The organism is Butyrivibrio sp. AD3002 (assembly GCF_000420905.1).
GTDB lineage: Bacteria > Bacillota > Clostridia > Lachnospirales > Lachnospiraceae > Butyrivibrio.
This window is the reverse complement of sequence record NZ_ATVV01000032.1, coordinates 25,530-40,342: the sequence shown is the minus strand read 5'-3', so window position 1 is coordinate 40,342 and position 14,813 is coordinate 25,530. Positions and strand designations below refer to the sequence as shown.

Annotated in this window: 12 protein-coding genes, 1 tRNA gene and 1 riboswitch; of the genes, 2 read left to right on the top strand and 11 right to left on the bottom strand. The window is 43.9% G+C overall.

Annotation, left to right across the window (positions count from 1 at the left end; genetic code table 11):
• Window positions 1-124 precede the first annotated feature (124 nt).
• The 7 genes from infB to xylB form a co-directional block, all read right to left on the bottom strand.
• Window positions 125-3,028 (bottom strand): translation initiation factor IF-2, encoded by a 2,904-nt coding sequence (gene infB, locus G596_RS0117410; RefSeq protein WP_022763103.1) that lies wholly within the window; start codon window positions 3,026-3,028, stop codon window positions 125-127.
• Window positions 3,015-3,356: a L7Ae/L30e/S12e/Gadd45 family ribosomal protein gene (locus G596_RS0117405; protein ID WP_022763102.1), complete on the bottom strand. Its 342-nt coding sequence runs from the start codon at window positions 3,354-3,356 to the stop codon at window positions 3,015-3,017. Before G596_RS0117405 ends, infB begins: the two co-directional genes overlap by 14 nt.
• Complete coding sequence (rnpM, locus tag G596_RS0117400) at window positions 3,349-3,615, bottom strand: RNase P modulator RnpM (RefSeq protein WP_022763101.1); 267 nt, start codon at window positions 3,613-3,615, stop codon at window positions 3,349-3,351. Before rnpM ends, G596_RS0117405 begins: the two co-directional genes overlap by 8 nt.
• A gap of 37 nt (window positions 3,616-3,652) precedes the next feature.
• On the bottom strand, window positions 3,653-4,870 hold the full coding sequence (gene nusA / locus G596_RS0117395; protein ID WP_022763100.1) for a transcription termination factor NusA: 1,218 nt from the start codon (window positions 4,868-4,870) through the stop codon (window positions 3,653-3,655).
• 50 nt (window positions 4,871-4,920) lie between these two features.
• Window positions 4,921-5,385: a ribosome maturation factor RimP gene (gene rimP, locus G596_RS0117390; protein ID WP_022763099.1), complete on the bottom strand. Its 465-nt coding sequence runs from the start codon at window positions 5,383-5,385 to the stop codon at window positions 4,921-4,923.
• A gap of 170 nt (window positions 5,386-5,555) precedes the next feature.
• Entirely contained in the window at window positions 5,556-6,140 is a 585-nt protein-coding gene (locus G596_RS0117385) for a folate family ECF transporter S component (RefSeq protein ID WP_022763098.1), read from the bottom strand.
• A 70-nt stretch (window positions 6,141-6,210) separates the two neighbouring features.
• Window positions 6,211-6,304, bottom strand: a riboswitch (THF riboswitch).
• 53 nt (window positions 6,305-6,357) lie between these two features.
• Window positions 6,358-7,827 (bottom strand): xylulokinase, encoded by a 1,470-nt coding sequence (gene xylB, locus G596_RS0117375; protein ID WP_022763096.1) that lies wholly within the window; start codon window positions 7,825-7,827, stop codon window positions 6,358-6,360.
• A gap of 281 nt (window positions 7,828-8,108) precedes the next feature.
• Here xylB and G596_RS0117370 point away from each other — a divergent pair.
• Window positions 8,109-8,180 (top strand) — tRNA-Glu (locus G596_RS0117370).
• Between the two features lie 63 nt (window positions 8,181-8,243).
• Here the strand turns inward: G596_RS0117370 and G596_RS0117365 are convergent.
• The 4 genes from G596_RS0117365 to G596_RS0117350 form a co-directional block, all read right to left on the bottom strand.
• A complete protein-coding gene (locus G596_RS0117365) occupies window positions 8,244-8,933 on the bottom strand; it encodes an AlkZ-related protein (protein WP_026498088.1) in 690 nt (229 codons plus the stop codon).
• 20 nt (window positions 8,934-8,953) lie between these two features.
• Entirely contained in the window at window positions 8,954-9,718 is a 765-nt protein-coding gene (locus G596_RS0117360; RefSeq protein ID WP_022763094.1) for an inositol monophosphatase family protein, read from the bottom strand.
• Window positions 9,719-9,731: 13 nt separating this feature from the next.
• A complete protein-coding gene (locus G596_RS24135; RefSeq protein ID WP_196805251.1) occupies window positions 9,732-11,213 on the bottom strand; it encodes a GGDEF domain-containing protein in 1,482 nt (493 codons plus the stop codon).
• A gap of 133 nt (window positions 11,214-11,346) precedes the next feature.
• On the bottom strand, window positions 11,347-13,005 hold the full coding sequence (locus G596_RS0117350; protein WP_022763092.1) for a beta-N-acetylhexosaminidase: 1,659 nt from the start codon (window positions 13,003-13,005) through the stop codon (window positions 11,347-11,349).
• Between the two features lie 726 nt (window positions 13,006-13,731).
• Between G596_RS0117350 and G596_RS24130 the strand changes: the two genes are divergently transcribed.
• Window positions 13,732-14,613, top strand: coding sequence for an acyltransferase domain-containing protein (locus tag G596_RS24130; RefSeq protein WP_155829349.1), 882 nt, complete (start codon window positions 13,732-13,734; stop codon window positions 14,611-14,613).
• The last annotated feature ends 200 nt before the right edge of the window (window positions 14,614-14,813 follow it).

Genomic DNA, 14,813 nt, shown 5'->3' with positions numbered 1-14,813 from the left:
ACCGACGGTCTACGTTCCACTCCGGTCGTTGCTAAGCACTCGTCCCCCGGACGAGTAGCAACCCCGGACGTCGAGCGCCCCCAAGGGGAAGGCTTTTATTTTTTGCGCCCCAAGGGGAAGGCTGTTATTTCTTGTCTAACTTCTCACGAGGAATCTCAACCATGATGTATGCTTCTACGATATCGCCTACATTGATCTGGTCAAAGCCGTCAAATACCATACCACACTCGTAGCCGTCCTTAACTTCCTTGACATCATCCTTAAATCTCTTAAGAGTTGCAAGATCACCTTCGAAGATTTGCTCGCCATCTCTGGAGATGCGAACCTTGCAATCCTTCTGGACCATACCGTCAGTAACGATAGCACCGGCGATATTACCAACCTTGGAAGCCTTGAAGAGCTGACGGATCTCAGCGTGTCCGATAACCTTCTCCTCATATACGGGAGCAAGCATACCCTTCATAGCGTATTCAACATCCTCGATAGCCTGGTAGATAACCTTGTAAAGCTTGATCTCTACGCCTTCGTGCTCAGCTGTGCTCTTTGCAACCGCATCGGGACGAACATCAAATCCGATGATGATCGCATTGGATGCAGCGGCAAGTGATACATCAGACTCAGTGATGGCACCTACACCGCCGTGGATAACCTTAACTACAACCTCGTCATTTGAAAGCTTAAGAAGACTTGCCTTAAGAGCTTCCACACTACCCTGAACATCAGCCTTGATAATGATATCAAGCTCTTTTAACTTACCTTCCTCAATCTTGGAATACAGATCATCGAGTGACATCTTAGCCTTGGTCTCCTCGATAAGATCCTTCTTCTGCTGCTGAAGATATGTATTAGCGTACTGTTTAGCTTCCTTGTCGCTCTGGTGTCCAAGGAATACCTCTCCTGCTCCCGGAACATCTGAAAGACCGAGAATCTCAACGGGCTGTGAAGGCTTAGCCTCTTTAAGTCTCTTACCCTTGTCATCTATCATCGCACGAACCTTACCGGAGCATGCACCTGCAGAAATGAAGTCTCCCACATGGAGTGTACCCTTCTGTACAAGTACGTTGGCAACGGGGCCGCGGCCCTTATCAAGCTTAGCCTCGAGGACAAGACCTCTTGCCTCACGGTTTGCATTAGCCTTAAGCTCAAGGATGTCAGCAGTGATAAGGATTGTGTCAAGAAGCACATCCATACCCTCGCCGGTCTTAGCGGAAACGGGAACAAACTCTGTTGATCCGCCCCAATCTGTAGCAATAAGGCCGTACTCTGTCATCTCCTGCTTAACTCTGTCAACGTTAGCGCTGGGCTTATCAATCTTGTTGACAGCAACAATTATCTCAACGCCTGCAGCCTTAGCATGGTTGATAGCCTCGATTGTCTGAGGCATAACACCGTCATCCGCTGCAACTACGAGAACTGCAATATCTGTAGAATTTGCACCACGCATACGCATAGCTGTGAAAGCTTCGTGTCCGGGTGTATCAAGGAAGGTGATCTTTCTATCCTGAACCTTGATCTGATAAGCACCGATACGCTGTGTGATACCACCGGCCTCTTTATCAGTAACGCTTGTGTCACGGATAGCATCAAGAAGTGATGTCTTACCATGATCGACGTGACCCATTACGCAGACAACCGGAGGTCTGGATGTAAGAAGGCTCTCGTCCTCCTCTTCCTCCTTAAGAAGTTCCTCGATAACGTCTACCTGAACTTCCTTCTCGCAGATGATATCATAATCGATCGCGATATTCTCAGCATCTTCGTATGAAAGCTCTGAGTTAACGGTAACGATCTGGCCTGCCATGAAAAGCTTCTTGATAATAGCTGAAGGCTGAAGCTTCATCTTATCGGCGAGTTCCTTGATCGTAAGCTTCTCAGGAATTGTGATAACCTTGATCTGCTCCTCAGGCTCCTCTACCTTTTTAACTTCAGGCTTAATGAAGCGACCAACCCTCTTACTTCTGGGCATCATCTCTTCATTCTCTTCATAAATATGATCTTTCTTAGATCTCTTATCCTTATCCTGGCCGGAACGTCTCTTTCCTTCGCCCTTACCACCTTCGTTCATGGGAGCTGCGTCAAATCCGCCTCTTCCCTGTCCTTTTGCAAAATCTTTTCCTTTGCCCTGCTGACGGTCGCCGGGTCTTCCCTGTGCGCCCTGTCCGGGTCTTGCTCCGCCCATATTCTGACGAGGAGCACCCTGAGCTGCACCTCTTCTGTCGTTCTGAGAGCCTCTGCGCTGCTGGCCGCCCTGATCTCTTCCTTCTCCTCTTCTGAGTTCTCCGCCTCTGTTCTCACGGTTCTCACGGTTATCGCGATTCTCGCGGTTTACACGGTTCTCACGATTCTCAGTCTGAGGCTTCTGCTGTGCCTCTGCTGCTACAGGCTTTGCAGGTGTCTCTGCTGCCTGTACGGGCTTCTTAGCAGGTTCTGTCTTAGGTGTCTCTGCCTTAGCAGGCTTTGCTGCAGTCTCCTGATATTTAGGTATATCTGTGTTATAAGACTCAAGCTGTGACGGTGCTGTCAAAGGCTTAATCGGATGATATACATTCTGTGAACGGGCAAATGTACCCTGCTTCTGACCACCTCTGTTATTATCACGGTTCTGGTTTTTATTCTGGGTACCGCGATTCTGATTATTCTGGTTACCATGGAAATTGCCGCTCTTTGAGTTATTGGGGTTGGTTACAAAAATGATATTTTTCTTCTTTTTAACCGCACCTTCACCTTCGGGCTTTTTCTTAAGGGGCTTCTGAGCCTTTTTATCATCGGACGAAGATGCAGCTTTTGACGCATCCTCTTTAGCAGGAGCCTGCTCTTTTACTTCCTTTGCAGGAGCCTCAGCCTTCTCCTTTTTAGCATCTGCCTTTCCGCTTCCGAAGTGTTTCCTTACCTTCTCCGCATCATCGTCTTCGACTGAACTTGTTGATCTCTTTGCAGCCTCAACACCCTGCTCCTGCAGGTATGCCACAAGCTCCTTACTTTCAACACCAAGTTCCGAAGCGAGTTCGGATATTTTAATTTTCGACATTCGCATTTCCTCCGTACAATTCATCTACGCGTAAGTTCTTCTGAAAGCTTTTTGCAAATCCCATGTCCGTGATCGCAATACTCGTTCGAACTTCTTTGCCGATCGCATGTCCTAACTTCTCTTTGTCCCCAAACATGAAAAACGGCACATCATAATAATCACATTTATCCCGGAATTTCTTGCCCGTATTATTTGAAGCATCGCTGCTCACAATGACCATACAGGCTTTCCCGCTCTTTATGGCATTCTCAACCGCAAACTCACCGCTTACAAGTTTTCCTGCCTTTTGACATAATCCGAGCAGAGAGTAAATTTTATTTTCATCCATTTACCTCAAGCTCCTTCTTTAACTGTTCCAGAGTTTCCTCCGGAATGCTGACCTTAAGTGATCTCTCAAGACCTTTTCTCTTGATGGCCTTCTCAAGACACCCGGCATCCCTGCATACATAAGCGCCTCTTCCGTTCGCACGTCCGGTCGGATCCAAATGAATCTCTCCGTTCGTATCCCGGATAACGCGGATCAACATCGCTTTTTCCTTGCTTTCTCCGCAACCGACGCATTTTCGCATAGGTTTCTTTTTTTCCATAATTATCCTTTATATATAGTAACGAAGCATTCTGTAATTACTCTTCCTCGGAAGTCTCTTCCTCAGCATCAGCTGCAGCCTCTTCCTCGTACTCAGCCTCTTCATACTCTCCGTCCTCGGCATACTCACCCTCTTCGGTGTACTCGCCTTCCTCGTACTCATCGTACTCTTCCTCATCATCCATGTAATCCTCGATGCGGAATCCGGGAGCATCCTTAGCCTGAGTCTCACTCTTGATATCAATCTTATAACCTGTAAGACGTGCAGCAAGTCTTGCGTTCTGACCTTCCTTACCGATTGCAAGTGAGAGCTGGTAATCAGGAACAACTACCTTTGCGCTCTTCTCATCGGGATCAGCGAAAACTGCAACAATCTTTGCAGGTGAAAGTGCATTCTGAATAAGGTTTCCGGGGTTCTCATCCCAGTTAACGATATCGATTTTCTCACCGTTGAGCTCATCAACGATAAGGTTAACTCTGCTTCCGTTCACGCCAACGCAGGCACCAACCGCATCAACGTTGGGGTTATTAGAATAAACCGCAATCTTTGTACGATTGCCGGCTTCTCTGGCAATACTCTTAATCTCAACTGTTCCATCCTGAATCTCAGCAACTTCCTGCTCGAAGAGTCTCTTAACGAGATCGGGATGTGTACGGGATACAAGAATTCTGGGACCCTTGTTACCATTTCTTACTTCAAGAATGTAAACCTTGATACGCTCTGTGGGACGATAGTGCTCAGTCTTAACCTGCTCGTTCTCATTGAGCATAGCGTCAGCCTTACCAAGGTTGATGCTGATATTTTTACCGATGAATCTCTGAACTACACCTGTAACGATGTCATGCTCATGCTCATAATACTCGCTGTAGATTGCGTCCTTCTCCTCCTCGCGGATTTTCTGAAGGATTACGTTCTTCGCATTCTGTGTTGCGATACGTCCGAATTCCTTGGAATTAAGTGAAACCGCAACAATATCGCCGATCTGCGCCTTAGGATCGATCTTATGTGCATCATCAAGACAGATCTCAAGAAGGGGATCCATTACGTCGTCCTCGAGCTCAACAACTTCCTTGTCAGCGAAGCATCTGAAATCGCAGGTATCGCGATCAACTTCAACACGGATGTTCTCAGCTCTGCCAAAGTTATTCTTGCAGGCAGTGATGAGTGAGTTCTCGATAGCATCAAACAGAGAATCTCTGCTTATGTTCTTCTCCTTCTCAAGCAAATCGAGTGCGTCCATCAATTCTTTACTCATAGTTTTTTTCTCCTTGATCTATGAAAGTTTGTGAATATACATATTTAATGTTAAAAGTCCAGCGTAAGCTTAACGCTTGAAACTTCTTTTCTAATGAATGTTTTGTCTCCGGTGGGAGTTTCGATTGTGATTGTATCTGAATCGTAGCTCTTTAAATTTCCGGTGAATTCCTTGGTGCCGTCCTGAGCCTTGTAAAGCTTGACGTCAACCTCCTGGCCTAAGCTGTTCTCAAAATGTCTGTCCTTTTTAAGTGCTCTGCCAAGTCCCGGGCTGCTGACTTCAAGGATGTACTCCTCGTCGATGAAGTCATGTTCATCAAGAGCATCGGAGAGCTCGTGGCTGACATCCACGCATTTGTTAATATCAACTCCGCCATCTCTGTCAATGTAAGCTCGCAGGTACCACTGTCCCGCTTCCTTAACAAATTCGACGTCGTAGATTCGAACTTCGTTCTTCTCAGCTATCGGCTTAAGAAGAGCTTCTGTCTTGTTCTCTATTTCTTCTCTTCTGGACATAGGATATTCCTCTTACGCAAGCGTGCATAAATTTCTTTTCAAATGCACTTGCATAGAAAAAGTGGACTCTTGCAAGTCCACTTCTAGTCTGAATTATTATTAAGTTACAAGTGTAATGTAGCACCGCTACTGCTTTTTGTCAAGTAAAGATTGTGTAAAGCCCATATCCATCAAAGTCCCTGCATCATAGGCTTGATTGTTCTCTCTATAGCCTTGAGCATTGCATAAGTGATAAAAGTGTCAATAGGGAGCATTATTGCATTGGATAATACTCTTCCCGGAAGCATCGCAATTATCGCCTGATCGTAGAGCATCTTGAGCCAGAGTGAATTGAGTCCGATATTTACGAAGACTTTGACAATAAGCTGAGCCACAAAGATTCTCGGAAGAGTTATGTTCTTTTTATAAAATGCGAAGCCATAGATGATTCCGCCAAGGGCCGCACTGATTGTAAAGCCCGGGAAGAAATCGCCTGAGGGTTGTAAAAACCACTTGATGATATCAAGCGCCGCTCCGAAGATAGCACCTACCGCAGGTCCGAAGAGATAGTCCACAACCTGATTCGGAAGTCCCGAGAAACCGATTCTGATAAACTGACCGATTCTGATGGTGGCTACATAGCCGAGGATAATCGCTACAGCAGCCATCATTCCACAAAACACTACGTTTCGTAGGCTCTTGAACTCATTCAGGGATCCGAGCCATCTGTTTACACTGATCTCATTTGCTTCATTAACTGTTACATTTTTCTGCATAAAAACACCTCCTAATGCATTCCACAGTATGCACAAGGAGGTGTCTGAAATTACAACACATTCGATATGCTACAGTGGGAACCGAATCCGACACCGCGGTTGCCCTTCGTCCTTCTGGCAGTCCCTGTCCAGATGGCACTTAACGCACCGGATTCTACTCTGCTTGTTTTTGTTTACGAGACTAATTATACCAATAAACCTCGTCCCGTCAATACGTTCAGATAATCTTATCAAAAGTGTCAGCGAGTGCAGGATAAATGTTCTTGAACTGCTGATATCTTGCCTCATACTTCTCTACAAGAGCGGGATCGGGCTTCTCGGTCTTATCAACCTTAACGATAGCAGCCGCAGCATCCTCAACACTTGCGTAAGCACCGCATGCAACCATGGCAAGCATAGCGCCGCCCATGCCGGGTCCCTCTTCGCAAACAGGAACATCTACTTCTATATTAAGAATGTTCGCAATCATTTTTCTCCAGAGAGGGCTCTTAGCACCACCACCGCAGATCATAGTTCTCTCGGGCTTAACGCCGATGCTCTTGGCAACTTCGTACATATCTCTTGTAGCGAAAGCAACGCCCTCGAGCACTGCCTGAGTCATATCCTCTCTTGTGGTATCCATTGTAATGCCTGTAAAGGTAGCGCGGGCATTCGGATTATTCCAGGGAGATCTCTCACCCATAAGGTAAGGAAGGAAGAATACGTGGTTCTCGCCAAGCTTCTCAATACCCTTCTGCTCTGCTGCATAATCCTTGGTCTTAAGAATCTCATCATTCCACCACTTGTTGCAGCTTGCTGCGCTGAGCATGCAGCCCATGAGATGGAAGTGTCCGTCCGCATGGTCGAAGGAATGAAGCGCATTATTGCTGTCCACTGCGAAGTTATTGGAGGACATGAAAATTGTTCCGCTGGTTCCAAGTGAAATGTTGCACTTGTTGTTACCTACTGTACCTGTTCCAACAGCAGCTGCTGCGTTGTCGCCTGCACCTGCTGCCACAACTACGCCGCTCTTAAGTCCAAGCTCGGAAGAAAGCTCTGCTGTGAGCTCGCCAACCTTCTCATAACTCTCATAGAGCCCCGGAAGCTTATCTGTAGTGATGTCGCAAAGCTTGCACATCTCTTCAGACCACTTGCGGTTCTTAACGTCAAGAAGGAGCATTCCTGATGCATCAGAGTAATCTGTGCAGAAAGTTCCTGTGAATTTATATGCAAGATAATCCTTGGGAAGCATTATCTTCTTAATCTTCTTGAAGTTCTCAGGCTCGTTCTCCTTGATCCAGAGAATCTTTGGAGCAGTGAATCCAGCGAAAGCAATATTTGCTGTGTACTCGGAAAGCTTATCCTTACCGATCTCGTTATTAAGGTAATCTACCTGTTTCTGAGTTCTGCCGTCATTCCAAAGGATTGCGGGACGGATAACGTTGTCATTCTCATCAAGAATAACAAGACCATGCATCTGTCCGCCAAAGCTGATGCCGGCAACCTGTGACTTATCAACATCCTTAAGAAGCTCCTTAAGTCCCTCTACTGCCTGTGTGTACCAATCCTCAGGCTTCTGCTCTGACCAACCGGGCTGCGGGAAATATAAAGGATACTCCCTTGTGGCTGTGCCGTGAATCTTACCTGTCTCATCCATGAGTACAAGCTTAACCGATGATGTTCCAAGATCTACACCTATGTAAAGCATATGTAACCTCCCAATTTCTTTTGTGTCTTTTTTTACTTTTTTCATGCCATATGTCCCGGTGAAAAGTCATCACCAACGACACTATCGCACAATGATAATTATAATGATTTTTGTCTATCTTGGCATTACACTTTTTGCTTTTTAATTCCTAATTGTTGCAATAACATTTTTTGCCTTTTGAAAATTTTTTTAATTTTTTTCAAAAAAGTACTTGCATTATTTTGGAAGTTGTAATAATATAATCAAGTCGCCAAACGAAAGGCGACAACAAAAAACAATATGGCTCGTTGGTCAAGCGGCTAAGACGCTGCCCTCTCACGGCAGAATCAGCGGTTCGATTCCGCTACGAGCTACTGACTGTGTAAACAGCCCAACCCTATCGTCCAAACTACCAAGTAGTTTGGATTTTTTATTGTCTATTTTAATATTTTCCGTATACTGGCTTCATCTGCCTCTGGGAGGATTTTTGAAAACTGCCCGAGAATCTTTTCGTAGGATTCCTCGGGTGTTCTTTTGTAGACTTTGTCTCTGAACTTTTTGCCGAAAAATTTCTCGGGAGTTGAATACTCTGCTATTCCCCAGCCGTACTGATTGCCAAACTTGTCTGTCGCGTACTTGAAGTCACTGGTAATTATATAGCACTGCTTCTGAAGTCTTGTGATCATGGTATCATAGCCCTTCTTGCCACCCTTACCGTAATCGCCGAGCTTCTTCAGCGGTTTTGAGAGAATCGGTGCATTGGCATCTATTAGCTCGAACAGTTCCTTGTCGTGGTAGGAAGCAAGTCCGTCATCATATCTGGCATCGAAATCATAGCCGTCTCTGCGAAAATTAGCAAAATCCGGAAACCACTTGGAGCTGATATACATAGCCTTGCCTTTAAGGAATTTCCCGTAGGCGCACTTCATCTTATTGATGACGGGCCCCTTCCACTCCCAGGCATCCCAGAAGCTGTCACTTCCGCCGTACCAACATTTCGGATCAATGTGCTCCTCAATTGAAAAGCCCTCTATCTCATTTTCGAAAAACGGAACAAAACCCATTTCATCGATGATGGCCATAAGATCATCCATTGAGCTTATTACGAAGTCATCTGAAAATGTCATACTTCCTCCCTTTTGCTTTTTTATAAAAAGCACTCAGGAATCTCCTTGATTCCTCTCGCCCTGCAAAGTGCAGAGGTGGGGCCCCTGAATTCGAGCGGTTTTCCATCAATATCCGTAATCGTGCAACCGGCTTCCTGTGCGATAAGCGCAGCCGCAGCATAGTCCCAAAGCTGCACTCTCATCTCGAAATATAAAGCGCATCTGCCAAGAGCGACGCAGCACATATCCCATGCAGCGGTTCCGGATCTTCGAAGATCTACGCAAAGAGGCAGAATCTTCTTTGCGATCTCGAAGGTTCTCTCCTGAAGCCCTGCATAGTAAGGCGCTGTGCCAAATACCACCAGAGAATCCGAAAGCGGCGCCTCGGTAGACATTATTCTTTCGCCGTTCATGTATGCGCCCTGTCCCGCCTGTGCTGAAAACATCATGTCATCAAACGGGTTATAGATTACTGCCATATGCGGTTTTCCATCCTTCAAAAGGCCTATAGAAACCACTGACGGTCTGTATTCATAGATAAAATTGGAGGTTCCGTCTATCGGATCGAGCACAAAACAGTAGCCCTTTTCCATTTTTGATGAGAACACGTCCTGACCGTCTTCCTCACCCAGAAATTGTGCTTCGGGAAGAACTTCCTGCAACTTCTCTATAAGAAACGCCTGGATTTTTTCATCCGTCTCTGTGCAAAAATTGGCATGCCCGGCCTTTTCCATTATTTTGGGACGCTCGGCATTTTTCATTATGTCTCCGGCCCTACGTGCAATATTTTTTATTTTTTCAATCATTGTTACATTCCTTTCAAAACCGACTCCTCGCTCGATTTAAAACCTCCGAGACGTCTTTGGAATTTTCATTATATACGGCCATCCCGATAGAAGCCTCATATCTGTGCCAGGGATTATTATCGCTGCTATCAGTCGATCTCTTGAATGCGTCCGAAAGATCAGCCATCAGTTCACCGCGCGCATAGTAATCGCTGCCCGTTATGACAACAACAAATTCTGTCGGCTTAATTCTGTAAACCTGGGAGTTGATATAAACTCCGCAAATTAACTTGCATGAACCTAAGATATACTCATCGCCCTTATCCTGTCCATGCTTTTTATTAATCTCATCCACATTTTTAAGGCTGATCAAAACTATTCCGAAATTGGCTGCTCCGTGCTGTATATCCAGATTCAAAGATTCCTCTGTCTTTTCAAAAGCGACTTTGTTCTTAACACGAGTGAGCGGATCCTGAATCTCCAAAATAGGATTTTCCACTGAATACCTCGAAGTTATTACTCTGTTTTTTCCACTGTGTTTTCCAAGATACAGTTTCTCGTCGGCATCATGAATTATATCATGTACTCTTTTCCCTTCTGAAGCTGATACCCCGAAAGTCATCGTAACTTTAAACGGCACTCCCTCGTAATCAAAATCCTGCTTTTCAATCTCTTTCCTGATTTTCTCCAAAAACTCATAGGCATTGGGTATTTCGGATGTTTTCGCGACAAACAGGAATTCCTCTCCGCCCCATCTGCAGCACAGCGCTCCTCTGTCGGACAATATTTCGCCAACAGTTTTCAGAACATAGTCTCCGCAGTTGTGTCCATAGGTATCATTAACCTTCTTAAAATCGTCTATGTCGGAAATCGCTATCCAATAATCCTCTTTTCCATTTTGAAGCGTATCAAGGTGATTAGTCAGATAATATCTGTTGGGAAGGCCTGTGAGCTTATCATGAGAAAGCTGATATTCGAGCTGTTCCTCCGATTTATTGGCTATTATAACGAGGAACTGTAGCACGAACAGATTGATTACAAAAACGATAACGCCCCATAGTATCGAAAGCCAGAATTCCGCCTTCTCAGGGAGGGCATACGGCGCGGGATTAAAGTGTAGATACACATATACGGAGAGATAAAAGATCATGCCAAGTATGCACATCGGCATCATACGTATGTATTTCAGTTTCAGAGTTCTCCCCGTGTATTCAGCAAAAAATGCCAGAACATTCATGCCTATAAGAGTGATCTGAAAACCACTGCCCCACCCGGTGAGCAGCGCCGCAAGCACCATGTGAGCCGCAACTTCCAGGTAAACAGCGACCGCATAGAGTTGCAGCCACTCTTTATAAACAACGAAAAGCATAAAAATATAAAAGACAATGCTGAACACGTTAAACTTCGCCATTGGCGTAACGCCGCACTGAATAAAAATACTGATCATAAGTACATGAATCAGCAAAAAGCAGATTGCCATTCCCCAAGCCGTCAGCTTGGCCCTTTTCATGTTCATGAACATAATGCTTCATTGCCCCCTAAATCACGTTGATGCTTTTAGTGAACATAGTTATTCATTATCAAAATTCCGTAATATAAGTATACTATCGTGCAAACAAAATGCTCAAATTAAAGTTTTATGAAAACAATCACCATGAAAGTCTACTTGTGGTTACAAGTTTCTGATAACTGCTAAATTCAGCCTCGTTTGCTGAGGCTCCTTCGAGAATGTAGCCAACAGGCAGAGTTTCTGTTTCGAGTTCCTGAATTTTGTCCATTCTTCCGCCAAGGTAGTCATCCAGGTATAGTGCTATGTCCGCCAGGCGTTGTTTTAATCCACCGATGCGGACTGTCTGCACTTCGAAGCCGTAAGATTTATTTTCATAGAGCCACTGTTTTCTAAAGGCATCGTAGAAATCATCGAGGAGATTGATTATTTGCGGGATTTCTTTTGCTATGACTTTTAACGTTTGTGTGTTGTTTGCCTGGTAGGCCTTTCTAAGTCTGCATCCAAGGTCTGCTTTATGTGCTAATACCAAGCAGAGCTTTCCCATTGAATCAAAAATATGGTCAAAGCGACGCTCACCTTTTCGGGTTACATCGAAAAGTTTCTGGGCAGTTTTTTCATAGTAAGAAGAGATGCCATCCGGAACAAGGCTGTCAAAGGAGCAAAGCAACGGATCGTTAAAAAGCAGTATCTTGGAGAGGTTGTTTTTCTTTTTACCTTCGCAGTTTGGATTAACAAGGTCAAGGAGCATGAATTCTTCAAGCGTGTAACCGGTGATGGCTGTAAATGTTTGCACTTTGTCTTCCTTGGAACCGGAATTGTTGTCAGTAGGTAGTTTTCCGCCAAGTCTTGGAGCTTCATAGAGCACAGGCAGTACCGCAAAAATACTGCACTCCGTGCCGTCATCTCCCCAGGCAGTCATGGCTACGGAATCGATATCTTTTGAAAGACAGGCTTTTATTGCCGCCTTTGTAATAAGAAGACTGTAGGAATTGTAAGGCGCAAAGCCCATCCATCTCCAGGCACCGCCTGCAAATGAGGTATTCGAGGTGAGAGCCTTATGCTGGTCCAGGATCATCTCATAGTGCTTTTCATCCGTGCTGTAATAATCCCAATAGACAAGCTCCAGTCCGTCGGGAATTTTAATTTTGGACAGATTTTCAGATAATTCCTTGGCAGCTTCGCTGTTTTCCGTTCCATATGCTCCAGCTGTAAGAAGTCTGAAAAACATGTCGCTCCACATCTGGGGTTGCAAGCCGTACTTTTTGCATATTTTCACAACTAGCTCAAGGTGTTCAAGGATGATATCAACCCTGTTCCGATAGCCGTGAAGTTCAAGATATTTTCCAAGTCCCACCATGTGAGCTTCATCCATCCCGATATTCACTTTTCGTGTAGAGTAAGTCTCGGAGACGGTTTTAAGGATATTGTCGATTAGTTGTTCCGTGCGCGGATTCCCAACAAGCAAGATGTCATTAACATCTATGCATTCGCTGTATTCCGTGTATCCGGTAATCTGGTTGATGTGTGCAAGCGTCTGTATGTAAGGTCGAAGCTCCATGCCAAGGCTATGCGCATAGGTATCGGCTTCCTGTATTTCTTCTCTCGTATAGCGCCCTCTTTGGTATCCAAAGTATGGCTCACCTGTCACCTCGATGGTGTCCTCGGTATAGAGCCCTATGTAGTCATAGCCAAATTCATGACATATTTTTATGAGTTCCTTTAATGCCGGTATGTTCATGACTGCATTTCTCGAGCAATCTACCATAACACCCAGTTCGCGAAGTTTTGTGATACTCATGGAGGCTCCTTTCTTTCATGGTTAATCTATATTTTTCTTGATGTGAGTTTTTTAGCGACAATGTTTTTCTTGATGTATGTCGGTTATTACCAAGAAAAGAATTGATTTGCTATTTTCTTGGTACTCTTTTTGATGGTTGCTACCAAGATTTCCTTTAATTTTTGTTTATCTTGGTATACTTTTGTATGACCTTTACCCAGATATATGTTGTTTTCTATTTTTCTTGGCTGTAACTTGTTTGATTTGTACCCATATATTTGTTATTTAGTGTTTTTCTTGGTAATGACTTGCTGATTTTTTACCAAGATATTTGCCATTTGATCTTTTTCTTGGTAGCAATTGCTACTTCTTATACCATGATAAATGTGAAACTACAATTATATTGGTAAACAACAAAAAGTCTTGTACCCAGATATTCTATATTTTCCCATTATCTTGGTATTTCGGAACATAATAAGCGCAACCCCCGGCAAATAATCTTCCATAAATCATCTTCTTGAAGTATTATTCAACACGAATCTGATTCAGTAAGTCATTTGACTATATCTACTTCGTAGATTAATTTAGTTATATAGATATCTTATCATGATGTTATTATTTTGAAATATAGTTTACAAAAATTCGTTATTAAGAAATGGCCATGTCCAGTATATAAATTCAGGCATTGGCTTGTAAGAGGAATTTTTGCAAGATTAGAAGAAATTCCACAAAATGGAGACAGAAATATTGGAAACAAGAACAAGCCCAATACAAAATGAAGAATCCTCATTACTGTCACTTCTTCAAAAAATCAGCATGCCTGATGAGGTATCGGATGCTGTCATTTTATGTGCAAAAACAGGTGAGGAAACGTTTCCAGGAGTAAAGAGTCTCACCGAACATCTTCTGATATCTGTAAGAAATAGGGATAACGGTGCATGGAAGATTTTTCCCGAAGAGATATTCCTAGCAACGATGGGGTGTTTTTCAAGATTTGTAAAAGAGTATCATACTTCCTATGGAAGCTATGGCTACGACAGAGCCTTCTGGACCACAAGGCAGGCGGAAGCAAAGCTTTTCAGAATTGGTGAGCTGGAATATGAATTGGTAGAAGAAAGTAGTTCTCTCAGTATGCACATTCCGTCGGATGCTCGACTTGAGGCTGAGCTGTTAAATAAGTCTGTCGCCGCTGCGAAAGATTTCTTCAGGAAGTATTATCCGGAAGTAGATTCAGATACAATTCTGCTTGATAGTTGGCTTTTGTCTCCTGCTTTGAAGGAGTTGTTGTCTCCTGATTCGCGTATCATACGATTCCAGAATGCATTTGATATTGATGAAGTTGATCCTGAGCCCATGGATTTCCTGGAGTGGGTATATCAGCTGGCGGGCGGACAGATAGAGAGTCTTACTAATCAAGATAAGTTTGAGAGGAAAATAGCAGACGGGCAGCTTGAACAGCAAGGATCAAATGAGCAGCTCAGGCATCAGATATTAAATAATAGTACTGAATCTCTATGGCTAAAATCTCTCCCAGAAAACACTACTCTTCAAAGAAACATGAAGAAATATCTGATGGATGGTGGTAAAGTGGGATGTGCAAAAGGAAGCTTGAAACGAATATTTTTATAATACTTGATCTTATAACATCTTGCTCTTTGGATTTCTTTCTCTTATTCTTCTTGGTTATTAGGTTTTAGGTTTTACCGCTTTGTTTTAACTGTTTTGTTGCTTTGTTTGTAATTTGGCTTTTTTATTATTATACCGCATATTTTTTATCTTCTTTTAGTTTTTGGTAAATCCATTTTCATAATTTTATAAAAATAGGTTTA